The organism is Pyxidicoccus sp. M6 (genome assembly GCF_055568925.1).
Map to the genome: position 1 here is coordinate 1,398,304 of NZ_CM145714.1, position 25,109 is coordinate 1,423,412.

Here is a 25,109-nt window from a genome sequence, read left to right on the forward strand (position 1 = left end):
GTACATGCGTCACTTCTCCTTCCTGCTCGTGCCGGCGTGCGCCGCGTGGCTTGGCTGCGCGGGCGGTGAGCCTGGCACCTCGCAGGAGCTCCAGGACGGCCAGTCTCCAGTGGGCCGCGACACCACCGGCGGCGATGGCACCTGGATGGGCGTTCCCGTCACCGAGGGCTGTACGCCCGATGGCGGCTCGCCCTCCGGCGACACGGTGCTCGTGACGAGCACCACCCGCTTCCACACCGCCGCGGGCGTCGTGGAGCGGACCGATGACCTGACCGCCAACCCTTCGCTTCCCGAGGTGCTCGTCCCCAACGATGGGACGTTCACCCGCATCTCCGGCACGGCCGTGGACGGTGGCATCCAGTTCGTCGGCGTGCCCTCGGGCACGTACTACCTGCGCTGGGGCTCCACCTTCGTCGTCACGGACGAGCGGCACGTGGACCTCGGCATCAACCGGCTGGGGCGTGTGGACACCGTCCTGAGCGACGTGTCGGCGACGCCCGCACAGGTCAACCTGGTGGGGCTGGCGCCGTGGGTGGAGTACCAGAGCAGCTCGTTGCCCGGCTCGTCCCTCCAGGTCACCTCGCGGCAGGTGGACCTCTTCGGCGGCGTGAACATCTTCGACGTCGAACACACCGGGCAGACGAACATCCTCTCCACCGAGGCCGAGGTGTGGTCCGGGACGGGCTACCCCCTCCCCGTGTTCGAGGCGGACAAGGGAGACCGGATGTACGTCAACCAGCTCAGTCCCATGGACGCGGGCACGCTCCCGGATGGCGGCGCGCTGGCGTACACCACGGTGGTGCGCAGCGTGGAGATGGGCGCCTTCGACTTCGCGGCGGACGGCGTCACGCCCATGCCCGTCAGTGGGGTGATGCAGCCGGTGCCCATGACGGAATTCCCCATGGAGTGGCGCCTGCCGCGGTACACCGCCCGCGCCACGGAGGTGCACCCCCAGGCGACGCCCTCGGTGCCCACGTTCTACGTGATGCCCGCCGCGCACGGCCTCGAGGACGACGGCTGGGTGGGCTACGTGGGCGAAGTGCTCACGCTGACGCTGCCCCGGGCCTCCTCGTATGACTTCACGCGCCGGCTCACGTACGGCAACCCGTACCCGTCGAGCTGGGACATGGTGGGCTCCGCGCAGTACTCGTTCCGCACCTTCCAGACGATTCCGGATGGCTCGGGCACCCAGCTCTCGCTGACGGGCCGCATGGTGACGTACGACCGGCTGGAGCACCTCGTCGCGGGGCCGGTGCAGCCGCGCGTGTCCCCGCCCCGGGAACTGAGCATCGACGGCGTGGCCGCGAGCGTGGCACGAGAGGTGGGCTCCGCCAGCCCGGTCATCTCCTGGCTGCCGCCCACGCTGGGTTCTCCCTCGGCGTACCAGGTGACGGTCTACCGGCTCGTCACCATCGACGGAACGCCCACCAGCACCATCTCCAAGCGCTTCTATGTGACGGGCGCTGTCACGCAGGTGCGCCTGCCGCCGGGGGCGCTCGGGGCGGGAGGCATCTACTACCTGCGCGTGGCGGCGGTGGATGCGGCCGCGTACGACGTGGGGAGCAAGCCCTTCACCTTCGGCGAGCCGCTGCCCTTCGCCTACGCGGAGGCCGTCAGCTCCTTCTTCACCACGCCGTGAGCTGAGTCGAGTCGAGTCGAGCTGAACGTCCGGGCCCGCTACTGCGCCAGTGCGCGGTAGCGGGCCTGGCACTTCTCGAAGCGCCCCTGGACGGAGCGCGCGAACCACGCGGTGGTGCGCTCCGTCTTCAGCTTGGGGCTCTTCAGCGTCACCTGCGGGAGCTGCGCGTAGGCGGGGGACTCGCCCGTCTCGCGCGCGTAGACGCGCTTCACGGCGCGGTACGTGTCGGTGTCCTCGAAGTCCCGCTCCTTCTCCCTGCGCACGTCGCGGCGCACCTGCCGCTCGCTGAGCTCCGGCGCGAAGCGCTGGCGGAAGACGAGCAGCGCCTTGAGTGACTTGCTGTCGTCGTCCAGCGGCTCGCCCTGCTTGTCGTAGAGCTGGAGGTCTCCGTCCGGCGCCAGGGCGATTCCCGTGAGGCGGCTCACCTGTGACTGCAGCGCCGCGTTGCGCGAGGCGTAGACGCCCGCGTTGTAGTCCGCGAAGCGGAAGAGCGGCTCCGGGTAGGCGGCCTCGAAGCCCAACAGCCGCGCGGTGCCGTAGCGCACGCCTCCCGCGAGCGTGTAGAGCCGCTCGCGCACTTCAATCGGGTCCGCGTCGTCGCCTTCCTTCTCCACCGCGTACCGCACGCTCACCTGCATGGAGCCGGCGGTGGTGATGGGGTTCAGGTCCTCCAGCTTCCCCGACGCGAAGAGCGAGCTGGTCAGGTCCGCCAGCGCGTACGTCTTCGGGTACTTGTCCTCGTAGTACGCGAGGATGTCGCGGAAGAGCCGGTCCAAATCGTGCTCGGTGCGCACCGTGCGCAGGCGCTCGTCGAAGGTGCGCTTCTGGCCCGGGGCCTTTCCTTCCAGCACCGAGTTCAGGGCCTTGCGGCCCAGCGGGCCCAGCTTGTCCGCGTGTGCTTCCAGTCGCGTGCGCACCAGCTTCGGCAGGTCCGGCACCGCCGGGTCCGCCTGGAAGCCGGACTCCTGCTCGATGACGGCCAGCACGGAGCACACCGCCGGCGGTGAGGGCGCGAGCTCCTCGACCTCCAGCGCGGCGAGCACGTCTCGCGCCCAGTCCTTGCGGTCCTTCTTCACGCTGGGAGGGAGGAGCTTCGCCACCTGCTCCTCGGTGAGGCGGGGCGGCGGCGGGACGGAGGGCTCCAGGGGGCCCGGGCTGCGCCTGCATGCGGTGAGGGCACAGGCCGTGAGCAACGCGGCGAGCCATGCGCGGCGCCGCGTTCCGGATGGATGTGGTGCTGCTGCCTCCATGCACTCGCCTCCCATGCCCCGGCCCCGGCCCTGTCGCACCTGCGAACAGCCGACGGCGTGCCAGCGTCGCCAGACCGCCCGCTCCCTGGGCAGGAGGGCGGCCTGGCGGCCTGGGCGGGCCTCATACTGCTTAAGCGCGCCGGACGCGTGGAGGAAGCGCACCGGGGCGCATTACTGCTCAAGCGCCCCAGACACATGGAGGAAGCGTACCGGGACGCCATATCGCTCAAGCGCGCCGGACGCGTGAAGGCAGCGCACCGGGAAGCCATGCTTCTCGGGCGCTGCGGAAGCGTGAAAGAAGGCGTCAGCGGCGAATCTGCACGTCGCGCGCGAAGGTGCGACCGCCGCCCATGAGGACGAAGTTCGCTCGCACCGGCGTGCCCTCCTCGAGCCCGCGCAGGGAGACCTGGCGGCCCTCGCGCAGGCCCCGGCTGCGGCGGTCGAGTCGCAGCTCGTAGACGCCGCCCTCGCGGTCCTTCACGGTGATGGCGTTCTTCCCCACGCGGGTGACACGTCCGCTCACCGAGCTGGACGCGATGACGACCTCGTCGAGCGAGGCGCCCGCGTTGCCGCTGCCTCCCGTCGCCGCGTCCTTCGCCGCGCGCGCGGCGCCCAGGTGCCAGGCCTCGTCATCGCGGGCCTGCACGGCTTCGTACCCAATCATCACCCGGTTGCCTCGCACGGGCGCCTGGGCCGTGCCCGTGCCAGTCGTGCCCGCGCTCGCGGTGCCGGTCGCCGCTCCCGCGGCACCAGTGCCCACGGTGCCTGTGCCCGTGGTGCCGGCCGCCGAGCCCGTGGCCGCGTTTGCCGAGCTGGTGCCCGTGGTGCCCGTATTCGTGTTCGCGGTGCCGGCCGTCGAGCCCGTGGTCGCGTTGCCGGTGCTAGCGTTCGCCGTCCCGGGAGCTCCGCGCGCCGCCGCGCCCGTCGCGGGCGTGCCCGCGTTCGCTCCCGCCGGAGTTCCTTCTGTCGGCTCACGCACCTGTGTCTGTGTGCGGGTCGGCGGTGCTCGCCGCGCCTCCGTGCCGGTCTGCGCGGCCGGGCCTTCGGCCATCGCATTCACAATCGGAGCCTGCACCTCCGTGGTCCCCGTCACCGCCGTGCTCGGAGCCTCGGTCGCCTCCGCGCGCGACGCGGCCGAACTGTTGTCCTCTCCACGCCCGTGGCACCCCGAGGTCAACGCGCACAGTCCCACCATTCCCACCCACGCCCATCGACTGCCCATCCGTCCACCTCGCGTTCCCAATCCGAATGGATTCGCCGCTTGCCGCTGCAAGCCGCGTGCTTGTCCGGCCGGGTGGGAGTCGCGTCACCCGTCACTCAGTGGCGGATGGACAGTGACCACGGCGGATGTGCGGTGGCGGACGATGAAACGGCTCACTCAAGCCGCTGCACTCCGTCCACCACTGGGGCGACGCATGCGTGGAACGAACGTTCCTTCCGCTGCCGCCGCCCTCGCGTCCCGGCTCAGCCCGCGAGCAACCGCGCCACGCCCTTCACGTGCGAGCGCACCAGCTCCCTCGCCGCCATCAGCTCCGTGGCGTCCTGGGGCGTGTAGCCCAGGCACAGCACCACGTCGTCCTCGGGCGCGGCGCGCGTGCCCAACCGCGCGTAGTCCACCGTGCGCGGCACCGGCTCGCCCTCGGTGTCGCGGCTGAAGCGGCCGAACACCGTGGCCTTCGCGTCCCTCCGGGGCGCCGTCTCCTTCAGCGCGAACAGCTTCCGCACCGCCGCGAGCACCTCCGGCCTCTCCACCAGCACCTCGGGCTTCGCCGGCCCGCCCAGCTCCCACTCGACAAGTCGCAGGCAGCCGCGCACGAACTCCACGTCGGTGATGACCAGCCCATACAGGTACCAGTCCGCGCACGCCGCCTGGACCAGCCGCGCCTGCGCGTCCGTGAGCCAGCCGAACGACGGACACGTGAAGGTCTCACACACCGACGCGCGGTACACACCGCAGTCCCGCAGGTCCGTGCCGCCCGTCACCAGCGGATGCCCCAGGCAGCCCACCTGCTTGCGGTCCTTGTCCAGGAACCCCAGCAGCGGACACACCCGCACTGCGGAGAACATCGGCGCCGCGCGCCGGGCCGCGATGAGCTCGCGCGCCGCCTCCTGCCACGCGGAGGACTCCCACGGCACCCGGCGAAGCCGCTCCGTCTGCATCGCGAGCTGCTCCGTCAGCGCCGCGCGCGAGTGGTCCCGGAAGTTGTAGAGGCCGCAGCAGGCGCCACACGAGGCGCCTCCCCCGGGTTGGCACAGGTGGAAAGAAACAGTCACGCTTTACATCTTACGAGCACAAACCATCGGTGCATCAGAAAGGTGCACGGCTGCCCCGGCGTCCGAGGCCTCCCCGTCCCGAGGGGACGAGGAGGCGCGCGCGCTGTTCAGAACCACTCGGGGCGCATGCGGGCGTACGAGTCCTCGCCCGTCTGGCACAGGGACGCGAGCAGCGGGATGCGCGGCACCTCCGTGGCGAACCAGTACTGCGCGGCTGCCAGCTTGCCCTCGTAGAAGTCCGCGTCGCCTCCGCCGCGCTTCAGCCCTTCCTTCGCCGCGGCCGCCTGCTCCAGCCAGCGCCACGCCACCGCGAGCACGCTGAACAGGTCCAGGAAGTCCGCGCTGTGGCGCAGCATGAGCTCCACCTCGCCGGCCATGCCGTGCGCGCCCAGCGCTCCCACCACCTCCGCCGTCTCGCCGAGCGCCTTCTCCAGCGCGGCGCACCACGCGGGCTCCACGCCCGCCTTGCGCGCCCGCGCCACCGTCGCCGCCACCTCCTCGCCGAAGGTCTGCAGCGCCGCGCCGCCTCCCGCCACCACCTTGCGTCCGAGCAAGTCGAGGCCCTGGATGCCGCTGGTGCCCTCGTGGATGGTGTTCAGCTTCTGGTCCCTCAGCCACGCCTCCGGCAGGTACTCGCTGGAGTAGCCGTAGCCGCCGTGCACCTGCACCGCGAGCGCGTTGGCCTCGAAGCCGCGCTCGGCGGGGAACGACTTCGCCACCGGCGTCAGCAGGTCCACCAGGAGCTGCGCCCGCTTGCGCGCGTCCTCGTCCGCGCCGTGCAGCGCCACGTCGCCCTGGTAGGACGCGGCGAGCAGCAGCGAGAGGCCGCCCTCCGCAATCGCCTTCTGGCGCAGCAGCATGCGCCGCACGTCGGCGTGCTCGATGATGGGCGTCTGCGGCTTCGTGGCGTCACGGATGCCGGCGGGGCGACCCTGCGGACGCTCGCGCGCGTAGGCCACCGCCTCGTGGTACGCCACCGTCGTGGTGGCCACGCCGTTCATGCCCACCATGATGCGGGCCTCGTTCATCATCTGGAACATGCACGCCAGCCCGCGCCCCGGAGGGCCCACCATCCAGCCGTGGCAGTTGCCCTCCTCGCCGTAGTTGAGCGCGAGGCTGGGGATGCCCTTCCAGCCAATCTTGTGGATGACGCCCGCCACGCGGACGTCGTTGTCCACCAGCTTCCCGCCCTCGGGCCGGCGCGCCGGCACCGCGAAGAGGGAGATGCCCTTCACACCCGTCTCCGCGCCTTCCGTCCGCGCCAGCGTGAGGTGGATGACGTTCTCCGTGAAGTCCTGGTCGGCGCCGCTGATGAAAATCTTCGAGCCCTGGATGCGCCACGTGCCGTCCGGCGCGGGCGTGGCGCGCGTCCTCACGTCCGCGAGGCTGCTGCCCGCCTGCGGCTCGGTGAGGGCCATGGTGCCGGTCCACTCGCCCCGGTACAGGGGCCCCATGAACAGCTCCTTCACCTCGGGCGAGCCGAACACCTCCAGCAGGTGCGCCGCGCCCAGCGTCAGGCCGACGAAGGCGTACGCACTGAGGTTGCCCGCCATGAGGTACGCGCTGGCCATCGCGTGCAGGGTGAGCGGGAGCTGCTGTCCGCCGACCTCGGGAGGCCGCGTGGCGGTGAGCAGGCCCAGGTCCACCATCCGCGGGTACAGCTTCTTCATCAGCGGGTGGACGAAGACGCGGCCGTCCTTGAACACCGGCGGCTCCGCGTCCATGGCGCGGTAGGTGGGGTAGAGCACCTCGCGCGCGAAGCGGCGGGTGCTGTCCAGCAGCAGGGTGAAGGTATCGCGCGAGTGCTCCGAGAAGGCGGGCAGCGCGCACAGGGACGCGGCGTCCAACACTTCATAGAGCTGGAAGTCCACGTCGCGGTCCGACAGCAGCGGGTTGGGGCGGGGCGCGGTCATGCCCCGGTAGTTAACAGGAGCGCTACCAGGACGCGATGGCCTCGTCGAAGTCCAGGTCGCCTCCATCATCCCCATCGTCGGCTTCCGAGCGGGCGCTCGCCTTGCGTGTTCCGCCTGGCGGAACAGGCTCTCTGCCATGGGGCGGTTTGGGCTCTGGAGGTGGCTCCACCATGAGCGGCAGCGACAGCGCGCCGAGCATCGCCACGGCGAGCGCCGCTTCGATGGGCTCTCTCAACGCCCGCCTCGCCCGAGGCACCCACCCGCTCCTCCGCTTCAGGCGCGAATTCAGCAGCCGCAGCGTCGCGCCGCCCAGGGCCGCGAAGGCCAGCCCGCGCTTCGTACGCGCGCGCGCCAGTGCGCCGCCCCGTGCACTCTGGAGTGAGAGGACCTCCAGCACGGTGAAGGTGATGGCCGCCGTCCGGGGGCCCAGCACCCCGGCGCGCGGGTGCCGGAGCCTCGCGGGCCTGCTGTTCGCTCTGCGAGAGGATGGACTCCACATGGAACCTACGCTCCACGGACGCAGGCGCCTCGGGTGAGGGACGTCCGTCCGGAAACGTTGATGCCGGGCAGGCAGGCCCGCCATGGAGGAGGCGCGGGAGCCGTCCGTCCGGGGGGAGGAGATGAGGCCCGCCAGGCGCCCGCCCGCCCGGACGCCGCGACACTGATTCTGTTACTCTTGCAACGTCCTTGGCCCGGGGGGCCCTTCAAGGGGTGACGCGATGAGATACGCGGAACCGCAGACCGTGGAGGAGGGGCTGACGCTCCTCGCGGCCACAGAGGACGCGCGCTGCCTCGCGGGCGGTGCCTCGCTGGTGTCGATGATGAACGCGGGGCGCGCGTCGCCGGCGATGCTGGTCAGCCTGCACCGCATCCAGGAGCTGTGCGCCACCACGGAGACTCCGGAGGGGTTGTGGCTGGGCGCCATGGCCACGCACCGCGCGGTGTCCACCGAGGCGCGCCTGCGTGGGGCCATGGAGGTCGTCCGCAGCGCGGCGTCCCAGCTCGCGCACCCGGCCATCCGCAACATGGCCACGCTGGGCGGCTCGCTGTGTCTCGCGGACCCTCAGACGGAGCTGCCCGTGGCCCTGGTCGCCGCCTCGGCGCGCGTCGAAATCGCGGGCCCCGCCGGCCGGCGCACGCTTCCCGTCGAGTCGTTCCTCGTGGACGCCTTCCGCACCGCGCTGGGGCGCGGTGAGCTCGTCACCCGCGTCTTCGTCCCACGAGGCATGCGCGGCGCGGTGGGCCACCACCTCCGCTTCAGCCGCGTGGCGGCGGACTACCCCACCGTCGCCGTGTCGGTGGTGCTGGCCATGGACGGCGACACGTGCCGCTACGCGCGCGTGGCCCTGGGCTCGTGCGCCCCGGTGCCGCTCCACCTGGACGCGGCGGACCAGGTGCTCATGGGCACCCGGCTGGAGGACGCGGACGTGGCCGAGGCGGGACGGCTCCTCGCCCGGGCCTCGGCGCCCCTCGATGACGTGCGTGGCTCGGCGGAGTACCGGCGCATGCTGATTCCCCGGCTGCTCGGCCGCGCCCTGTCCCAGGCCCGGGAGCTGGCCCAATGACTGACAAGGTCTCCGTCACCCTCTCCATCAACGGCACGGCCCACGTGCTCTCGCTGGCGCCGGAGCGGACGCTGCTGGACGTGCTGCGCGAGGACCTGCGCGCCACGGGCACGCGGCGCGGTTGCGACGCGGGGGACTGCGGCGCGTGCACCGTGCTGGTGGACGGCGTGCCCCTGCTCTCATGTCTGTCCTTGCCGGTGCGGCTGGGCGGCTGTGACATCCGCACCATCGAGGACGTGGACGCCAGCGGCGAGCTCCACCCGGTGCAGCGCGCCCTCATCCAGCACGGCGCGGTGCAGTGCGGCTTCTGCATGCCCGGCATCGTCCTCGCCGCGAAGGCGCTGCTCGCGCGCAATCCCTCGCCGACGGTGGATGAAGTCCGGCACGCGCTCGGCGGCAACGTGTGCCGGTGCTCGGGGTATGCGCGCGTCGTGGAGGCCATTGCCTCGGTGGGAGGACGGCCATGAGCCATGACGCGAAGCCGAAGCCGGTGCCGGAGCCCCTGGGTGAAATCGTCGGGCAGTCCGTGCCCAAGCCGGACGCGCGAGAGAAGGTGACGGGGCGCGCCCTCTACACGGATGACCTGTACCTGCCCGGCATGCTGCACGGCGCGCTGCTGGGCAGCCCGCATGCGCACGCGCGCATCCTCTCGTACGACACCTCGCGGGCGAAGGCGCTGCCGGGTGTCCGCGCGGTGCTCACGGCGAATGATTTGCCGCCCGTCAACATCGGCCCCGTCATCAAGGACCAGCCGCTGCTCGCGCGGGGCAGGGTGCGCTACGCGGGCGAGCCCGTGGCCGCCGTCGCCGCGGTGGACCTGGCCACGGCGCGCAGGGCGCTGGAGCTCATCGACATCCGGTACGAAGTCCTCCCCTCCGTCCTCGACGTCGACGCGGCGATGCGCCCGGACGCGCCGGTGATTCACTCGCCGCCCACCGAGGGGCCGCCCAACGTCGCCACGCACATCCGGTTGGTGGAGGGCGAGCCCGACAAGATGTGGGAGCGCTGCGACGCCATCATCGACGACGTGTACGAGACGCCCGCGCAGCAGCACGTCTACCTGGAGCCGTGCACCACGCTGGCGGTGGTGGACCGGGACACGGGCCGAATCACCATTCATACGTCCACGCAGACGGCGTTCCGCGTGCAGGCCATCACCGCCGAGGCGCTGGCCGTGCCCATGTCCCGCATCCGCGTCCAGGTGCCCCGGGTGGGCGGCGCGTTCGGCGGGAAGGTGGAGTCCACCAACCAGCCCATCACCGCCGCGCTGGCGAAGGCGGCCGGCGCGCCGGTGCGGCTGACGTTCTCGCGCACGGACGACATGAAGATGATGCGCTCGCGCCACGGCGCCCGCATCCACATGCGCACGGGCGCCACGCGCGACGGCCGCATCCTCGCGCGACAGGTGCGCATCCACTTCGACACCGGCGCGTACGCGGACGACGGGCCCTTCGTCGCCGCCATCGGCAGCTACTTCTCGCGCGGGCCGTACCGCATCCCCCACGTCGACATCGAGTGCTTCAGCGTCTACACCAACAAGCTCCGCGCGGGCGCGTTCCGCGGCTTCGGCAACCCGCAGGTCCACTACGCCAGCGAAATCCAGGTGGACCGGCTCGCCGAGGCGCTGGGCATGGACCCGATTGAGCTGCGGCTGCGCAACGCGCTGGAGACAGGGGAGAAGTGGCTGGGCGGTGCCCCCGTGGAGAGCGGCACGCTGCGCGCCTGCCTGGAGAAGGCGCGCGAAGTCTCGGACTGGCACCGCCGCCGCGCGCGCCCGTCCACCACGGCGCCGGGAAAGCGGCGCGGCATCGGCGTGGCGGCGGTGGGCCACGTGTCCGCGCTGCTGGGCTCCAGCGCCACCGTGCGGCTCAACGAGGACGGCACCGTCAACGTGAGCACCGGCGCGGTGGACACCGGCCAGGGCTCGGACACGGCGCTCGCGCAGGTGGCCGCGGGCGCGCTGGGACTGCCGCTGGAGCACATCAACTTCAGCCGCCCGGACACGGACGCGTCCCCGTACGACTGGTGCACCGGCGGCACCCGCACCACCTTCACCGTGGGCCACGTCATCGCCGAGGCCTGTGAGCAGGTGCGCGAGCAGCTCTTCGAGCACGCGAGCGCGATTCTCGAGCGGCCCGTGCAGCGGCTCGAGTTGAGGCCTGGTGGAATCGTGGGCGTCCGGGGCGAGCCCGGCCTCACCGTCACCTTCGGCGCCATCGCCGGGCATGCCCTCTACGTGGCGGGCGGGCCCATCATCGCCTCCTCGCGGTGGCTGTTCCCCGCGTGGCAACTGGACACGCGCCGCACGTCCGTCGAGGGGCTGCCCTCCATGGGCAACGGCTTCTTCGTCTTCGCCGCGCAGGTGGCCGAAGTCGAAGTGGACGAGGTGACGGGCAAGGTGGACGTGCTGGAGGCGTGGAGCGTCCACGACGTGGGCCGCGCGCTCAACCCCGCCGCGGCGGCGGGGCAGGTGCAGGGCGGCTTCGTGCAGGGGCTCGGCTACGCGCTGACGGAGGAGCTGGTGTGGAAGGACGGGCACCTCGCCAACCCGTCCATGAGTGGCTACAAGGTGCCGGGCTCGCTCGACGTGCCCGTCGCCATCCACCCCGTCCTCCTGGAGCACGCCTCGGGCCCTGGTCCGTTCGGCGCCAAGGGCGTCGCGGAGGTGGGCATCGTGGGCGTGGCGCCCGCCATCTCCAACGCCATCCGCCATGCCACGGGCGCGTGCGTGAGCCGGATTCCCGCCACCGGCGAGCGCGTGCTGCGCGCACTGCTCGCGCGAGAGGAAGCGGCGGCGAAGGAGTCCTGAGACGCGCGACGGGCGCCCCATCGCCCGCATGTCCTGGGAGGGACTGTTCCCGGGGGTGTTTGTCGGCTGCCATGAAGGACTCGGCACTCCGAAAGGGAGGGGCGCGGATGCGCTGTTAACCTCGCGTGCCCCTCATGATGCACCCTCTCTCCAGTCCATCGGGCAGGACTCCGGAGCCCCTGGCGCCTGACGTGCTGGCAGGTCTCCTTCCGGGAGATGTGTTCCGGCAGCTCGCCGAAAGCATTCCGCAGCTCATCTGGCTGGCACGGCCGGACGGCTCCACTGAGTACCTCAACGTACGGTGGTACGAGTACACGGGCCTCACCCAAGAGGAGAGCTTGGGAGAGGGGTGGCGGGGAGCCTTCCACCCGGACGACCTGATGGAGACCGACAGGCGCTGGGCCGACGCGCTGCGCACCGGCGAGCCCTTCGAGGTGGAGTACCGCTGCCGCCGCCACGACGGGGCGTGGCGCTGGTTCCTCGGCCGCGCGCGCCCGGTGCGGGACGCGAGCGGCCGCATCGTCCGCTGGTTCGGCACCTGCACGGACATCGACGACCAGAAGCGCGTCGCGAACGCCCTGAAGCTGATGGACGAGGCCAGCGCCCTCCTGTCCTCCTCGTCGCTGGACTTCGAGGCCACGCTTTCGGCGCTGACGCGACTGACGGTGCCGCGGCTGGCCGACTGGTGCGCCATCGAAATCGTCCAGGAGGACGGCTCCACGCGGCAGCTCGGCGTGGCGCACGTGGACCCGGCCAAGGTGCGCCTGGGGGAGGAAGTGCGCGCGCGCTACCCGCCCCGCCCGGACGACCCGAACGGCGTGCTGTCCGTCATCCGCACGGGACAGCCGGTGCTGATGCCTGACATGCCGGACGACGTGCTGGTGGGTGCCACGCGCGACGCGGAGCACCTGCGCATCTACCGCGAGCTGGGGCTGCGCTCGGTGCTGTTGCTGCCGCTGAAGGCGCGCGGGCGCATCCTGGGCGCGCTCAGCCTCGTCACCGCCGAGTCCGGACGGCGCTTCTCGCACGACGACGTGCCCCTCGCCGAGCAGCTCGCCGCGCGCGCCGCGCTCGCGCTGGACAACGCGCGCCTCTACCAGGACGCGCTGCGACTGCAGGAGCGCTTCAGCTCGCTCGTCGCCGCCACGGCCCAGGCCGTGTGGGTGACGCAACCGAATGGCAACGTGGTGGAGGACAGCCCCTCGTGGCGCGCCTTCACCGGGCAGACGTACGAGCAGGGGCGGGGTTGGGGCTGGCTGGACGCCATCCACCCGGAGGACCGCGAGCTGGTGGACCGGACCTGGCGTGCCGCGGTGCTGGAGCGCCGACACTACGAGGTGGTGTACCGCGTGCGCCGCCCGGACGGCAGCTACACGCCCACCAAGGTGCGCGGCGTGCCCGTGCTCAACGCGGACGGCACCGTGCGCGAGTGGGTGGGCACCAACTCGGACATCAGCGCGCAGCTTCGCGCGGAGGAGAGCGCCCGCCGGTTGGAGCGCGAGAAGGCCGCCCGCCAACTCGAGGCGCTGCGAGCGGAGGTGAGCCACGCGCTGTCCCGCGAGGGCACCGTGCCGGACATCCTCCAGGCCTGCGCCGAGGCGCTGGCGAACCACCTGGAGGCCGTGGTGGTCCGGCTGTGGCTGCACGTGCGCGCCACGGAGACGCTGGAGCTCGCCGGCAACGCCGGCCTCCAGGCCCCGTCCCGCGAGCAGTGGGACCGGTTGTCCGTGGGCGGTTCGAGTCTGGTGAGCGAGGTGGCCCGTACGCGTCAGCAGCTCTGGGTGGGCCGCATGGACCTGGACCCGCGCACGCTGAGCCCCGCCTGGGCGCGGGAGGTGGGCATCCGCGCCTTCGCGGGCATCCCCCTGCTGGTGAAGGACCAGCTCATCGGCGTGCTGGGGGTCTACAACCGCCACCCGTTGGGCGAGGACGCGGTGGCGGCGCTGGCCACGGTGGCGGACGCCATCGCCCAGGGCGTGGAGCGCCGCCGCGCGGAGGAGGCCCTCAAGCAGCGCGCACAGGAACTGGCGCGCTCCAACGAGGAGCTGCAGCAGTTCGCCTACGTGGCCTCGCATGACCTGCAGGAGCCGCTGCGCATGGTGGCCAGCTACATGCAGTTGCTGGGCCGCCGCTACAAGGGCCGGCTGGACGCGGACGCGGACGAGTTCATCCACTACGCGGTGGACGGCGTGACGCGTATGCAGCGGCTCATCCAGGACCTGCTCGCGTACTCGCGCGTGAGCACGCGCGGCCGACAGCCGAGGCCGTGCGACGCGGGGCGGGCGCTGGAGCGAGCGAAGGAGAACCTCCAGGCGGCCATCCAGGAGTCCGGGGCCTCGCTGCTCGCGGGCCCGCTGCCCGCGGTGCTGGCGGACGAGACGCAGCTGGCCCAGGTGTTCCAGAACCTCATCGGCAACGCGCTCAAGTTCCACGGCGACGCCCCGCCGCACGTGGAAGTGGCCGGAGCGCGGCAGGACGCGGAGGTCCGCTTCACGGTGAAGGACAGGGGCATCGGCATCGACCCGCGGTACTTCGACCGCATCTTCGTCATCTTCCAGCGACTGCACGGCAAGGAGGAGTACCCGGGCACCGGCATCGGGCTCGCCATCTGCAAGAAGATTGTCGAGCGGCACGGCGGCCGCATCGGCGTGGAGTCCCAGCAGGGGGAGGGCAGCACCTTCTGGTTCACCCTGCCCGCCGCGCCAGCGCCCCAGGAAGCATGAGACACCATGAGCCACGACGAATCTGGACGACCGATTGAAATCCTCCTCGTCGAGGACAACCCCGGCGACGTACGGCTGACGATTGAAGCGCTCAAGGAGGGCAAGGTGCACAACACGCTGTCGGTGGCACGCGACGGCGTGGAGGCGCTGGCCTTCCTGCGCAGGGAGGGTGCGTTCGCCAACGCGTCCCGGCCGGACCTCATCCTCCTGGACCTGAACCTGCCCCGGAAGGACGGGCGCGAGGTGCTGGCCGAAATCAAGGAGGACCCGTCCCTGCGCCGCATCCCCGTGGTGGTGCTCACCACCTCCAAGGCCGAGGAGGACATCCTCCGCACGTACGACCTGCACGCGAACTGCTACATCGCCAAGCCGGTGGACCTGGAGCAGTTCATCTCCGTGGTGCGCTCCATCGACGACTTCTGGCTGTCCGTCGTCCATCTGCCGCCCAAGCCCGAGGTGTCATGAGTCCGATGCCGGTGGACGAGCAGACGCTGTGCGTGCTGCTGGTGGAGGACAACCCCGGGGACGCGCGCCTGCTGCGCGAGGAGCTGCGGGAGTCCTCCTCCTCCATGCGCTTCGAGGTGGTGCACGTGGACCGCCTCTCCGAGGCGCTGCGCGTGGTGGTCGAGACGCGCCTGGACGTGGTGCTGCTGGATTTGTCCCTGCCGGACGGGCACGGGCTGGGCAACATCTCCCGCCTGCTGCAGGCCGCGCCCGCCGTGCCGCTGGTGGTGCTCACCGGCACGGACGACGAGCGGCTCGCGGTGCAGGCCGTCCACCAGGGCGCCCAGGACTACCTCGTGAAGGGGCAGGTGACGGGCCCGCTGCTGGTGCGCGCGCTGCGCTACGCGATTGAGCGCAAGCGGGTGGAGGAGGGGCTGAAGCGCGAGGAGGCCGCGCGGCGGACGGCGCTGTTCCGCGAGCAGTTCCTCGGCATCCTCGGGCATGACCTGCGCAATCCCCTGCTGGCCATCTCCGGCAATGCCTCGCTGCTGCTGCGCTACGGCGGGCTGGAAGAGCCGCAGCGCAAGGCCGTCAACCGCATCTCCATCTCCGCGGACCGCATGGCGCGGATGATAGATGACCTGCTCGACTTCACGCGCACCCGCCTGGGCGAGGGCTACGCGCTGAACCGCGCGCGGATGAACCTGCACGACGTGCTCCAGCAGGTGGTGGAGGAACTGGAAGTCGCGCACCCCAGGCGCCGCTTCGCGCTGAGCCTGTCCGGCAACGCCTGGGGCGAGTGGGACGCGGGCCGGATGGCGCAGGCGGCCTCCAACCTCGTGGGCAACGCCGTGCAGTACTCGCCCGAGGACACGGTGGTGACGGTGTCCCTGCGCGACGAGGACGACGGCGTGCGGCTGGAGGTCCACAACTGGGGCCTGCCCATTCCCGCCGAGCGCCTGCCCCACATCTTCGACCCCTTCGTGCGCGCGCAGGACCTGCGCAGCGCGCGGCGCGACGGGCTGGGGCTGGGGCTCTACATCACCCACGAAATCGCGCGCGCCCATGGCGGCGTGCTGCGGGTGACGTCCACGCAGCAGGAGGGCACCTGCTTCTGGATGCACCTGCCGCGGACCCAGACGACTCATACGAAGGTATAGGGTGCCCAACCCCACGTAGAATGGGTTTCACCCCCGCCCCGGACGCATCCTCCTGCCATCAACGAAACAGGAGCTTGCGCCATGCCGCCTTCCACTCCTCCGAAGACGTTCGTCCTCATCCACGGTGCCACGTCCCTCTCCGTCGCGTCGGCGGCGTGAGCATGGACCTGATTGCCGGCTCATACCCCCCATGCCAAGTTCCCGGCATGGCCGAGGACGCCGTCATCCACATCGTCGACGACGATGCGTCGCTGCGGACCGCGCTGCAGACCCTCTTGCGCTCCGTGGGCATGCAGGCACGGACGTACGACTCGGTGAAGGCCTTCCTCGACGCGGACCGCGGCGATGCTCCCGGCTGCCTCCTGCTCGACGTGCGCCTGCCGGGCACGAGCGGCATGGCGTTCCAGGGGCAGCTCGAGTCGCTTGGCATCGACCTGCCGGTCATCATGATGACCGGCCACGGGGACATCCCCATGTCGGTACGGGCGATGAAGGCGGGCGCCGTGGACTTCCTGCCCAAGCCCATCCGCGAGCAGGATTTGCTGGACGCGGTGGCGGTGGCGGTGGAGCGGCACCGGGGCCGGCGCGCCGAGCGCGAGGACCAGGCGGACCTGCGCAGGCGCTACGACAGCCTGTCTCCGCGCGAGCAGCAGGTGATGATTCTCGTCACCGCCGGACTGCTCAACAAGCAGGTGGCTGGCGAGCTGCACCTGAGCGAAATCACGGTGAAGATTCACCGCGGCTCGGTGATGCGGAAGATGGAGGCGGACTCGCTCGCCGACCTCGTCCGCATGTCCGAGGCCCTGAAGCTTCCGAAGACCCTGGACGCGGCACCGGCTCCCTCCCAGGCTCGAAAACCCCAGTCCTGAAGAAGGCCATGTCCTCCGAGTCCCTCATCTCCGTGGTCGACGACGATGCTTCGGTCCGCACGGCGGTCCTCAGCCTGCTGCGCTCGGTGGGGCTCAAGGGGCTCGCCTTCGAGAGCGCCGAGGCCTTCCTGGAGTCCGGCGAGCTGCGGAGCACGCGGCTGGTCATCACCGACATCCACATGCCGGGAATGAGCGGCATCGACCTCAAGCAGAAGCTGGATGCGCAGGGCTCCAAGGTGCCCGTCATCATGATTACGGCCAAGACGGAGGCCTCGGTGATGGAGCGGGCGATGGCTTGCAAGCCTTCCTGCCTGCTGAAGAAGCCCTTCGACAGCGACGAGTTCGTGGCTTGCGTCGAGCGCGCGCTCACGATGTAAGTAGGGTCTTCGAGGCGCTCGCCCCCGGAGCGCTTCAGGACTCCTGACGGAGCGGGCTGATGGCGGAAGCAAGAGCAGTCGTGGCGTCATCGACCCCGCTGGAGTTGCTGGGCCCCCTCGTCGACGGTGCGTCCGAGAGCATCATCGTCCGAGACACCGCCGGCCGCATCCTGCTGTGGAACAAGGCCTCCGAGGCGCTCTACGGCTTCCCTCGCGACGCCATGCTGGGGCGCCACCTGCATGACGGCCTGGATACCCACCACCCGCGGACGATGGCGGCCCTGGAGCGGCTGGTGTTGGAGCAGGGGCACTGGGAGGGCGAGCTGCGGCGCACCACCGCCTCCGGTGAGCAGAAGCACGTCGCGGTCCGCTGGACGGTGCAGCGCGGCCCGGACGGCGCGCCCGCCTGCATTCTCGAGTACGGCCGGGATGCCTCGCGCCCGAGCGACATCGAAGCGGAGGCCCGGGTGCAGGCGCACCGCTACCGCAACCTCTTCGAGGCCATGTCCACGGGGCTGCTCCAGATGGACACCACGCACCAGCGCCCGCTCTTCGCGGGCCTGGAGGCGCGCGGAGTCACGGACATGGCCGCGTACCTGGACCAGGAGCCCGGCTTCCTCCTCACGTACATGGACACGATGTTCGTGAGCGACGTCAACGAGGCGGCCGTGCGCATCATGGGCGCGAGGGAGCGCTCGGAGCTGATTGGCCAGCCGGTGTCGCGCTTCTGGCCGCCGTCGTCCCATCCCGTCGTGCGGCGCTCGCTCATCGCCAGCTTCCAGCAGCGCGTCACCTTCGAGGAGGAGACGGTCAACTGCCGGCTGGACGGCGGCGAAATCCACACGCTCTTCACCATCAACGCCTCTCCGGAGCTGCGCGCGCGCAACATGGTGCTCGTGGGCCTCACCGACATCACCGAGCGCGTGAAGGCGCAGAAGGCGCTGCGGCAGCTCCAGAGCGAGTTCGCCCACGCCTCGCGCCTGTCGATGCTCGGCGAATTGACGGCGTCGATTGCGCACGAGGTGAACCAGCCGCTGGCCGCCATCGCCGCCAACGGCGCGGCGGGGACGCGCTGGCTGTCCCGGCCCCAGCCGGACCTGGACGAGGTGCGCGCCATCCACGCCAACATGGTGAGCGACGCGAGGCGCGCGGCGGACATCATCGCCCGCATCCGCGCCATGGCGTCCAACCAGACGTCGGAGCGGCAGCGCCTGTCGCCCAACCAGGTCGTCGAGGAGGCGGTGCGCTTCCTCCATCACGAGCTGGTGGCGCACGAGGTGGACCTGCGTCTCGTGCTCTCCACCGGCCTGCCGGACATCGAGGCGGACCGCGTGCAGCTCCAGCAGACGGTGGTGAACCTGGTGCTCAACGCCATGCAGGAGATGAAGCGCGCCGGCTGCCTCCAGCCGCGCCTGCACCTGATGACGCTGGCGAGCAACGGCGAGCTGCGCTGCTCCATCGAGGACTCGGGGCCGGGCATTCCCCCGGAGCACCACGACAAGCTCTTCCAGAGCTTCTTCACCACCAAGGAGACGGGCCTCGGAATCGGCCTGTCCATCAGCCGCAACATCATCGAGGCACACGGCGGCCGCATCTGGGCGGAGAACGTCCCGGCGGGCGGCGCGCGCTTCGTCTTCACCGTGCCCTTCGCACGCCAGGCGCCGCGCGGGTAGAAGCGCACCCGCGCGGCCGACCTCGGACGCGTCAGCCCTTGATGAAGGCCAGCAGGTCCTTGTTGATGACGTCCTTGTTGAGCTGGGCCATGCCGTGGCTGAAGCCCGGGTACACCTTCAGCGTCGCGCCCTTGACCAGGCCGGCGGTGAGCTTCGCCGAGGCGTCGATGGGGACAATCTGGTCGTCGTCGCCGTGCATCACCAGCGTGGGCACGTCGAACTTCGCGAGGTCGGCGCGGAAGTCCGTCTCGGAGAAGGCCTTCACGCAGTCGTATAGGGGCTTCAGCCCGCCCTGCATGCCCAGCCTCCAGAAGCTCTCGCGCAGGCCCTCCGACACCTTCACGCCCGGACGGTTGAAGCCGTAGAAGGCGATGGTCAGCTCCTTGAAGAAGGAGGAGCGGTCATTGCGCACGCCCGCGCGGATGCCGTCGAAGACCTCCATGGGCAGGCCGTTGGGGTGCCAGTCCGTCTTCAGCATGATGGGAGGCACCGCGCCGACGAGCACCGCCTTGGCGACGCGCGACGTGCCGTGGCGGCCGATGTAGCGCGCCACCTCGCCACCGCCCGTCGAGTGGCCGACGTGCACGGCCTTCTTCAGGTCCAGCGCCTCGGTGAGCTCGGCGAGGTCGTCCGCGAAGTGGTCCATGTCATGCCCGTCCCACGGCTGCGACGAGCGGCCATGGCCGCGGCGGTCATGGGCGATGGTGCGATAGCCCTGCTCGGAGAGGAACAGCATCTGGTCCTCCCAGGCGTCGGAGCTGAGGGGCCAGCCGTGGGAGAAGACCACGGGCTGCCCGTTCTTCGGGCCCCAGTCCTTGAAATAAATCTGGGTGCCATCCCGGGTGGTGAGATAGCTGCCGTTGATTCTTCCGGTGGGACGGGTCTTGGTGTCCATGCGCGCTTCCTATTGAGCTCGGGGGAGTGAATCGGCCGCGAGGATGCGCGCTGGACCAGGCACTGGCCATCGTACGGGGGTTTGGCCCGGCTCATACGAAGGTTTAGGTGGCGGCGTGCGCAGGGCGGGACGCCGCCGTGCCCCCTGGCTGCTCGCCCGGTGTCGCGACGGGCGACCCTGCCCGGAGCAATCGAGGAAGCAGCGCCGCGAGCGGCGGGAGGACACACCTTGCTCGAGAGAGCTCAACGCGGCCGCTCGTCTCCGGACGAGTGGCCCCGGCCTGCGAGGTTCACCGAATGGAAATCGTCGGATTCGCCGTGCTCGGAATCGTCATCTTCTACGGGCTGCTGCTCGCGGTCATCATCGGCGGCGCCTTCGGCCACAAGCGCGTGAAGAACCTGCGCGAGCTGGTGGAGCAGCAGCGCGCGGCCGGGATTACGGGGGACGTCACCATGAACGACGGCTACGACTACGACGAGCACCGCCACGTGCACGCGTAGGCGTCAGCGGGGCCGCGGGCTGTAGTAGCGGCGCAGCCAGCGGCTCAGCCCGTCCAGGCCGGGGAAGAGCACGCGCTCGGTGACGTTGGCCTGGTCCAGCTTGTCGCGCACCTCCCACTTCAGGGCGGCGGGGACGATGAGCTTGCGCACCCCCTTCTTCTGGTCCTCGAGGAACTCGTCGAGGCGCAGCGCCGGCCCGTTCATCACCGAGAAGAGCGCGAACTGGTTGACGATTCGCGCGTCCAGCGAGGGCGGCTCGAAGAAGAGCACGAAGGGGTGTTTCGCCAGCCGGTCGAAGGCGTTCAGGTCACCCGCCCCCGCGGCCAGCATTTCGGCGGTGAAGACGTCCGCGCCCTCCTGCTGGAGCTGCGCCTTCAGCGGCCTGGGGAGGAGGCGGTTCGTCTCGCGGTAGTCCACGCGCCACACCACGCCGTCCTGGTCCGCGAGGTCCGTGTCCTCGGTGAGGAAGTGCAGCGCCACGTGCGGGCTGAACGTCCAGTCCAAGAGCCGCGTGGGCAGCCCGTGGTGCTGCGCCAGCGCCAGCCAGTCCCAGACGGATGCCATCTGCGGCTGGGCCACGCCGTGCGCGTACTTGCGAAAGGCGCGCAGCAGGTCCTTCTCCTGCCGCACGAACATGCCCTTGCGGTTGAGGGCCGTGGACAAGTCATGCTCGACGTGCGGCATGCCCCGGAAGACGAAGCTGGGACGGTGCCGTCCCAGCGCTTCGTTCCATGAGCCTTCGAACAACGCGTCCTGGAGCTCCAACCACGTGCTGACCCGCTGCTCCCGCATGGGGTGCGCTTGCCTCCGGCCGTGTCTTGCTTGCTGGAACACGGTGTCCCCGTAGGTCTATCCCAGCCGGGTGTCAGGGGAAGCGCAAAGGCGCGAATGTGTCAGGCATAGCGCCGCGTCATGCGCACGCAGAAGTCCGCGAGCTCCTCCGCGCGCAGCGGCGGGCTGGTGTGGTGGGGCTTGTGGCCACGGTGCTCCGGCGTGAAGCAGAACGCCAGCGTCACGTCGAAGTCCTCCAGCGCCCTCCTCCGCGCCGAAGGTGGAGACGCCCACCTCGGTAATCCACACCGGGTGCTTCACGATGGACTGGATTTCGCGGTAGCGCGCGGGCCACTCGTCGAGCTGCCAGTGGTTCCAGTCCAGGGGGAAGCCGTGGATGGCCACCACGTCCACGTGCTCCAGCACGCCCTGGCCCTCCAGGTTGCGCAGGAAGCCCGCGTCGATGGGAGACATGCCGCCCAGCACGCGGGGCAGGTAGGGGCGCTCCGTCTTCACCGCCGCGCCGGCCAGCTTCGCCATGTTGGAGAACATGGCCCAACCCTTGTCCACGTCGAAGTCCCAGTGGGACATGTTGTTGGGTTCGTTCCAGAGCTTCACGGCTTCGACCATGGTCTGCGTGCTCCTTCAGGTCCAGGTTGTGGAACCCATCGCCGAGGCCGCGGACACGCTCCTCGATTTCCTGCCGGGTCATGCCTGCTCCTGGGCGTAGACGGGCTCGCTGACGCCGAGCCGGCGCACGGCCTCGCGGTAGCCGTGCAGGGTGCCCACGTCCATGTACGCCTCGCCCGCGCGCACGGCGGTGGCCCGCCCGCCGCGCGCCATCCACGCGTTGACGAGCGTGCCCAGGTACGGGTCCCTCGGCTCGCGGGTGAGCCACAGCCCGTGCAATTCGCGCAGCACCGCGCCGCTGAGCCGGAAGGCGCCCCATACCCAGTGGGACGCGGCGTCCCGTTGCTTCACCTGGATTTCGCGCACCGAGGCCGCGTGGCCATCTCCATCGGTGACGACGGCGTCGAAGAGCTCCGGCGTCTCCACCGGGAAGAGGAGGAAGGACAGGCCGCCGCCGGGCAGGCGCGCGAGCCCGTCCTCGGGGAACCAGACGGTGTCCGGCAGGCCGACGACGATTTCCTCATCCGGAGGGATGAAGGGCAGGGCGCGGAAGATGGAGTCGCAGAGGCCGAGCGGCTCCTCCTGCACGGCGTAGCAGACCTGCGCGGGGCCCACGCGGCCCCGGTAGTACTCGATGATGTCCGACTTGCCGGGGGAGATGACGAAGCAGAGCTTGCTCGCGCCCGCGAGCACCATGCGGTCCACGAGGTACTCGCTCACCGCGCGCGGGCGCTCCGTCTTCCCGTCCAGCCTGCCGCCCACGGGCAGCAGCTCCTTGGAGAAGGCGAGTGGCTGGATGCGGCTTCCGACTCCGGCGGCAGGAATGATTCCCCACATGGCGTCACGTCCTCATGGCATCGGGTTCAAGTGCGGACGCCGAGCGCCAGGTCGCGGCCGCCCGGCTTCCGCCGAGGCCGGAGATGACGAGCTTCATGCCGGGCCTTCGAAGGGCGAAGTGGAGGCGAGCTGCGCGTCGAGGAGGTTCTTCACCGTGGGGGCGAGCCGCATCTGCCCGAGCCGCATCTGCTGCTCCGGCCGCAGGCGCGCGAGCGTGTACGCCACCTTGCGCCGGCTGTGCTCGGCGTCGAAGTAGCGGACGAAGCCGGAGGAGTTGAGCGAGAAGAACGACAGCGCGTCCGCGTCGTTGAGCAGCGCCAGGTCCGCGTCGTTGCCGGGGCGCTCGTGCTTCGCCACCAGCTCCTTCACGCGCTGGCAGGTGGACATGTCCGTGCCCACCTCGCGCAGCACCTGCCGCGCCATCTCCGCGCCGTGCTCCGCGTGGGCGTCCTTGAAGGCCTGGTAGTCCTCGGCGTGGTGCTCCACGCGCCGGTCCGCCTCGGAGACGAGCCGCTCCACGTCGTGGAAGAGGGCGGCCGCCTGCACGGCGAGGCTCGCATTCGGACGCAGCCGGAGCACCCACTGCCACGTGTCCAGCGCGTGCTGGTGGTCCGCCCGCACCAGGGGGAGGTTCAGGTCATGCATCGACCGGTGGCGCAGGAGCAGCCGGTCGAACAGCGGCACCGCGGACGCCTCGTTGCGGCGGCCGATGAGGCCCTGGTAGCGAGTGAGGACCTCCAGCGCGGCGACGACGAGCGCCTCGCCCCGGGCGCCCTCCAGGTGCAGCGCGAGGTGCTCCGAGGCCTCCGCCTCGCCGAAGACGCGCGCGTCCCAGGTGAAGGGGTCGAAGTCCGGGGAGCGCCACTCGGAGACGTCGAGGCGCAGCACGCGCATGCCGCGTCCGGCGGACAGCGGGGCCACCGCCACCGTGGGGAACTCGGCCTGTACCAGCGCCCAGCCATTCCCCGCGGAGGGGCCCTCGTTCCCGTGGTCGGACAACAGCAGCTGCCGGAGCATGGCGCCTCCCGTCCGGGGGCGTCCCTCGCCCGAGCCGGTTGCCGGGCAACCTGCTGCTGCGACTCACGGGAGCCCACTGTCTCTGGAGACAGGTGGGGGTGCGCTGGTGCACAGCGCGGCGGCGGCGTGTGGACGAGGGCGCAGGCGCGCTGTTGCCCGGCCCACGTGCGGCGCGCCCGGCGCCGGGCAGGCTGCGGGGGCTACGGCCGGCCGGAGTCGGCGGGCTGGTTGAAGGCGTACGCGTCCGCGCCAGGAGCCCGGTCCATGTGGAACATGGGGCACTTGGCGCAGGTGAAGCTGTCCCAGTCCTTCTTCACCGCCACGTCGATGCAGCCGCCGTAGAAGCGGCAGTGGACGTTGCGGTGCTCCTCGATGGAGAAGGACTCGGCCCGATGGGGCAGGCGGAATTCGGTGGGTCGCGGTTGTGGACAGGACATGGTGACTCTCTCGCCCCCCTCGTGGGTGCTTGATTCCCAAAATGCTGTAGTTCCTCTACCGGCTGTTGCGACGCGTCATTCCCGACGCTCCCCCGGGCGCCCCGCGCGAGATGCGAGGCGTGCCTCATGGGGTTCAGCAGCAGAGGTGGTCCTGTCTAACGTCCAGCGTCCGTCCACGCATGGGCGGGGGCGCCACGCCAGGGAATGCGCGGCGCCCTGCTCGGGGGGCGGACGGGCTCACGCCGTGAGGCGGAGGCTCTAGAACGAGAGGCCCTTCTCGATTTCCGCCAGCTTGAAGCGCGCCATGGCCAGGTTCGAGCTGGCGCGGTGGAGCGCGACGTAGAGGAACAGGCCGTCGCGGGACGCGAGCGGGCGGATGACGTGGTACTGCTCGCCCAGCGTGATGAGGATGTCCTCGATGCGGTCCTTGAGGCCGAGCGCGTTCATCGTCTTCTGCTTGGCGCGGACCACCTCGGTGTTGCCCGCCGCCGCGGCCTCCACGTTGAAGGAAGCGCTGCCGCCGATGCTGCCGAGGCTCATGCCGCTCTTCGAGTCGACGAGACAGGCCGCGAAGGCCCCTTCAATCTTGAGCGACTCTTCCAGGGACTGCTTCACGTTCGGCATGACAGCTCTTTCTTCGTGCGGGGTGGGGTGCTGCGAAGCGGGAGGCGTCAACTCCTCCAGCGCGAAGGTGAGCTGGCTGGAGTAGGCGCGGGGTTGGGGAACGAAGAGGGCCTGGGCGTCCGGCGCGGACAGCAGCGTGAGGAGCTGGCCGGAGAGGTGCCCGCGCAACAGCTCGCGCACGCGCTCCCGCTCCACCAGGCCCCACGCCACCAGCACCTCGCAGAAGTTGCCGCCGCTCTTGCGGCACTCCGACATGACCTGCTCGAGGTCCTCGCGGCTGACCAGCCGCTGCTGCACGAGCAGCGCCGCGAAGTTGGGCGTGGCGGGCTCGGTGACGACGGCCCAGGCCACCTTCCGCTCCACCACGAAGATGCGCCCGGAGACGGTGGCGGACTTCACCACCACTTCACCGCCAAGCCGGCTCTCCAACGCCTCACGGAGGACCGCGCGCACGACAGGCCGGGGCTGCGATGACACCGTTCTGGGAGCAGGTTCCATGGTGAGGGTCGACGGAGACACAGCACAGCGCTCGGCTACGGGCCAATATATGCAGCGGGCCTGAATCGTCGCAATACGACTGTAAAAAGACGGGGAACTCCGGGCGCTCGGGTATGGGGGTACCCGGGAGGTTCCTGACCTGTGGCTGACACCTGGAGGTCCTGGGGTTCGCTCGGCGTCTTCCACGCCGGGTGAAGCAATCCC

At 70.7% G+C, this 25,109-nt stretch carries 23 protein-coding genes; 11 read left to right on the forward strand and 12 right to left on the reverse strand.

Features of this window, described 5'->3' with window-relative positions; all coding sequences use genetic code 11:
• Positions 1–4 precede the first annotated feature (4 nt).
• A complete protein-coding gene (locus ACVTJA_RS05940) occupies positions 5–1,639 on the forward strand; it encodes a hypothetical protein (RefSeq protein ID WP_465834536.1) in 1,635 nt (544 codons plus the stop codon).
• Between the two features lie 38 nt (positions 1,640–1,677).
• On the opposite strand, the gene ACVTJA_RS05945 is transcribed toward ACVTJA_RS05940, so the two are convergent.
• From ACVTJA_RS05945 to ACVTJA_RS05965, 5 genes are all read right to left on the reverse strand, one after another.
• A complete protein-coding gene (locus tag ACVTJA_RS05945; RefSeq protein ID WP_465834538.1) occupies positions 1,678–2,889 on the reverse strand; it encodes a DUF1615 family protein in 1,212 nt (403 codons plus the stop codon).
• A gap of 304 nt (positions 2,890–3,193) precedes the next feature.
• Positions 3,194–4,111, reverse strand: coding sequence for a hypothetical protein (locus tag ACVTJA_RS05950; RefSeq protein WP_465834540.1), 918 nt, complete (start codon positions 4,109–4,111; stop codon positions 3,194–3,196).
• 242 nt (positions 4,112–4,353) lie between these two features.
• Positions 4,354–5,163, reverse strand: a complete 810-nt coding sequence (locus ACVTJA_RS05955) for a hypothetical protein (protein ID WP_465834542.1) — start codon at positions 5,161–5,163, stop codon at positions 4,354–4,356.
• Positions 5,164–5,270: 107 nt separating this feature from the next.
• Positions 5,271–7,076 carry an acyl-CoA dehydrogenase gene (locus ACVTJA_RS05960; protein WP_465834544.1) on the reverse strand — a complete coding sequence of 602 codons (1,806 nt, stop codon included), beginning with the start codon at positions 7,074–7,076 and terminating at the stop codon, positions 5,271–5,273.
• A 22-nt stretch (positions 7,077–7,098) separates the two neighbouring features.
• Positions 7,099–7,575, reverse strand: coding sequence for a hypothetical protein (locus ACVTJA_RS05965; RefSeq protein WP_465834546.1), 477 nt, complete (start codon positions 7,573–7,575; stop codon positions 7,099–7,101).
• 220 nt (positions 7,576–7,795) lie between these two features.
• On the opposite strand from ACVTJA_RS05965, the gene ACVTJA_RS05970 reads away from it, so the two are divergent.
• The 9 genes from ACVTJA_RS05970 (at position 7,796) to ACVTJA_RS06010 (ending at position 18,696) form a co-directional block, all read left to right on the forward strand.
• Complete coding sequence (locus ACVTJA_RS05970; protein WP_465834547.1) at positions 7,796–8,641, forward strand: FAD binding domain-containing protein; 846 nt, start codon at positions 7,796–7,798, stop codon at positions 8,639–8,641.
• Positions 8,638–9,108: a (2Fe-2S)-binding protein gene (locus ACVTJA_RS05975; RefSeq protein ID WP_465834549.1), complete on the forward strand. Its 471-nt coding sequence runs from the start codon at positions 8,638–8,640 to the stop codon at positions 9,106–9,108. The genes ACVTJA_RS05970 and ACVTJA_RS05975 overlap by 4 nt, the downstream gene beginning before the upstream one ends.
• Complete coding sequence (locus tag ACVTJA_RS05980) at positions 9,105–11,450, forward strand: xanthine dehydrogenase family protein molybdopterin-binding subunit (protein ID WP_465834551.1); 2,346 nt, start codon at positions 9,105–9,107, stop codon at positions 11,448–11,450. Before ACVTJA_RS05975 ends, ACVTJA_RS05980 begins: the two co-directional genes overlap by 4 nt.
• Before the next feature lie 191 nt (positions 11,451–11,641).
• On the forward strand, positions 11,642–14,173 hold the full coding sequence (locus ACVTJA_RS05985) for a PAS domain-containing protein (protein ID WP_465834552.1): 2,532 nt from the start codon (positions 11,642–11,644) through the stop codon (positions 14,171–14,173).
• 6 nt (positions 14,174–14,179) lie between these two features.
• On the forward strand, positions 14,180–14,638 hold the full coding sequence (locus tag ACVTJA_RS05990; protein WP_465834554.1) for a response regulator: 459 nt from the start codon (positions 14,180–14,182) through the stop codon (positions 14,636–14,638).
• Positions 14,635–15,777 carry a sensor histidine kinase gene (locus ACVTJA_RS05995; RefSeq protein WP_465834556.1) on the forward strand — a complete coding sequence of 381 codons (1,143 nt, stop codon included), beginning with the start codon at positions 14,635–14,637 and terminating at the stop codon, positions 15,775–15,777. Before ACVTJA_RS05990 ends, ACVTJA_RS05995 begins: the two co-directional genes overlap by 4 nt.
• A gap of 206 nt (positions 15,778–15,983) precedes the next feature.
• Entirely contained in the window at positions 15,984–16,646 is a 663-nt protein-coding gene (locus tag ACVTJA_RS06000; RefSeq protein ID WP_465834558.1) for a response regulator transcription factor, read from the forward strand.
• An 8-nt stretch (positions 16,647–16,654) separates the two neighbouring features.
• Positions 16,655–17,023, forward strand: coding sequence for a response regulator transcription factor (locus ACVTJA_RS06005; RefSeq protein ID WP_465834560.1), 369 nt, complete (start codon positions 16,655–16,657; stop codon positions 17,021–17,023).
• A gap of 80 nt (positions 17,024–17,103) precedes the next feature.
• Positions 17,104–18,696, forward strand: a complete 1,593-nt coding sequence (locus ACVTJA_RS06010; protein ID WP_465834562.1) for a PAS domain-containing sensor histidine kinase — start codon at positions 17,104–17,106, stop codon at positions 18,694–18,696.
• A 31-nt stretch (positions 18,697–18,727) separates the two neighbouring features.
• On the opposite strand, the gene ACVTJA_RS06015 is transcribed toward ACVTJA_RS06010, so the two are convergent.
• Positions 18,728–19,591, reverse strand: a complete 864-nt coding sequence (locus ACVTJA_RS06015) for an alpha/beta fold hydrolase (RefSeq protein ID WP_465834564.1) — start codon at positions 19,589–19,591, stop codon at positions 18,728–18,730.
• Between the two features lie 296 nt (positions 19,592–19,887).
• Here ACVTJA_RS06015 and ACVTJA_RS06020 point away from each other — a divergent pair, with 296 nt between their 5' ends.
• Complete coding sequence (locus ACVTJA_RS06020) at positions 19,888–20,091, forward strand: hypothetical protein (protein WP_465834566.1); 204 nt, start codon at positions 19,888–19,890, stop codon at positions 20,089–20,091.
• A gap of 3 nt (positions 20,092–20,094) precedes the next feature.
• On the opposite strand, the gene ACVTJA_RS06025 is transcribed toward ACVTJA_RS06020, so the two are convergent.
• The 6 genes from ACVTJA_RS06025 to ACVTJA_RS06050 form a co-directional block, all read right to left on the reverse strand.
• Positions 20,095–20,883 (reverse strand): FRG domain-containing protein, encoded by a 789-nt coding sequence (locus ACVTJA_RS06025; protein ID WP_465834568.1) that lies wholly within the window; start codon positions 20,881–20,883, stop codon positions 20,095–20,097.
• A 57-nt stretch (positions 20,884–20,940) separates the two neighbouring features.
• Positions 20,941–21,492 carry a hypothetical protein gene (locus ACVTJA_RS06030; protein WP_465834570.1) on the reverse strand — a complete coding sequence of 184 codons (552 nt, stop codon included), beginning with the start codon at positions 21,490–21,492 and terminating at the stop codon, positions 20,941–20,943.
• Between the two features lie 78 nt (positions 21,493–21,570).
• Positions 21,571–22,329 (reverse strand): nucleotidyltransferase family protein, encoded by a 759-nt coding sequence (locus ACVTJA_RS06035; protein WP_465834572.1) that lies wholly within the window; start codon positions 22,327–22,329, stop codon positions 21,571–21,573.
• Positions 22,330–22,422: 93 nt separating this feature from the next.
• Positions 22,423–23,346: a DUF4202 family protein gene (locus ACVTJA_RS06040; protein WP_465834574.1), complete on the reverse strand. Its 924-nt coding sequence runs from the start codon at positions 23,344–23,346 to the stop codon at positions 22,423–22,425.
• Positions 23,347–23,546: 200 nt separating this feature from the next.
• The gene (locus tag ACVTJA_RS06045; protein WP_465834575.1) at positions 23,547–23,783 is read right to left on the reverse strand and encodes a hypothetical protein; all 237 of its coding nucleotides are present in this window, start codon (positions 23,781–23,783) and stop codon (positions 23,547–23,549) included.
• A gap of 258 nt (positions 23,784–24,041) precedes the next feature.
• Positions 24,042–24,860: a hypothetical protein gene (locus ACVTJA_RS06050; RefSeq protein ID WP_465834577.1), complete on the reverse strand. Its 819-nt coding sequence runs from the start codon at positions 24,858–24,860 to the stop codon at positions 24,042–24,044.
• Positions 24,861–25,109: the final 249 nt, after the last annotated feature.

Excerpts from the sequence above, each read along its gene's own strand:
- ACVTJA_RS06005 (WP_465834560.1), top strand. The coding sequence starts at position 16,655 with ATGTCCTCCGAGTCCCTCATCTCCGTGGTCGACGACGATGCTTCGGTC.
- ACVTJA_RS05990 (WP_465834554.1), top strand. The coding sequence starts at position 14,180 with ATGAGCCACGACGAATCTGGACGACCGATTGAAATCCTCCTCGTCGAG.
- ACVTJA_RS05950 (WP_465834540.1), bottom strand. The coding sequence starts at position 4,111 with ATGGGCAGTCGATGGGCGTGGGTGGGAATGGTGGGACTGTGCGCGTTG.
- ACVTJA_RS05975 (WP_465834549.1), top strand. The coding sequence starts at position 8,638 with ATGACTGACAAGGTCTCCGTCACCCTCTCCATCAACGGCACGGCCCAC.
- ACVTJA_RS06035 (WP_465834572.1), bottom strand. The coding sequence starts at position 22,329 with ATGTGGGGAATCATTCCTGCCGCCGGAGTCGGAAGCCGCATCCAGCCA.
- ACVTJA_RS05940 (WP_465834536.1), top strand. The coding sequence starts at position 5 with ATGCGTCACTTCTCCTTCCTGCTCGTGCCGGCGTGCGCCGCGTGGCTT.
- ACVTJA_RS06000 (WP_465834558.1), top strand. The coding sequence starts at position 15,984 with ATGGCCGAGGACGCCGTCATCCACATCGTCGACGACGATGCGTCGCTG.
- ACVTJA_RS06040 (WP_465834574.1), bottom strand. The coding sequence starts at position 23,346 with ATGCTCCGGCAGCTGCTGTTGTCCGACCACGGGAACGAGGGCCCCTCC.
- ACVTJA_RS06015 (WP_465834564.1), bottom strand. The coding sequence starts at position 19,591 with ATGGACACCAAGACCCGTCCCACCGGAAGAATCAACGGCAGCTATCTC.
- ACVTJA_RS06030 (WP_465834570.1), bottom strand. The coding sequence starts at position 21,492 with ATGGTCGAAGCCGTGAAGCTCTGGAACGAACCCAACAACATGTCCCAC.
- ACVTJA_RS05960 (WP_465834544.1), bottom strand. The coding sequence starts at position 7,076 with ATGACCGCGCCCCGCCCCAACCCGCTGCTGTCGGACCGCGACGTGGAC.
- ACVTJA_RS05945 (WP_465834538.1), bottom strand. The coding sequence starts at position 2,889 with ATGGAGGCAGCAGCACCACATCCATCCGGAACGCGGCGCCGCGCATGG.
- ACVTJA_RS05965 (WP_465834546.1), bottom strand. The coding sequence starts at position 7,575 with ATGTGGAGTCCATCCTCTCGCAGAGCGAACAGCAGGCCCGCGAGGCTC.
- ACVTJA_RS06045 (WP_465834575.1), bottom strand. The coding sequence starts at position 23,783 with ATGTCCTGTCCACAACCGCGACCCACCGAATTCCGCCTGCCCCATCGG.
- ACVTJA_RS05970 (WP_465834547.1), top strand. The coding sequence starts at position 7,796 with ATGAGATACGCGGAACCGCAGACCGTGGAGGAGGGGCTGACGCTCCTC.
- ACVTJA_RS05980 (WP_465834551.1), top strand. The coding sequence starts at position 9,105 with ATGAGCCATGACGCGAAGCCGAAGCCGGTGCCGGAGCCCCTGGGTGAA.
- ACVTJA_RS06020 (WP_465834566.1), top strand. The coding sequence starts at position 19,888 with ATGGAAATCGTCGGATTCGCCGTGCTCGGAATCGTCATCTTCTACGGG.
- ACVTJA_RS06025 (WP_465834568.1), bottom strand. The coding sequence starts at position 20,883 with ATGCGGGAGCAGCGGGTCAGCACGTGGTTGGAGCTCCAGGACGCGTTG.
- ACVTJA_RS05995 (WP_465834556.1), top strand. The coding sequence starts at position 14,635 with ATGAGTCCGATGCCGGTGGACGAGCAGACGCTGTGCGTGCTGCTGGTG.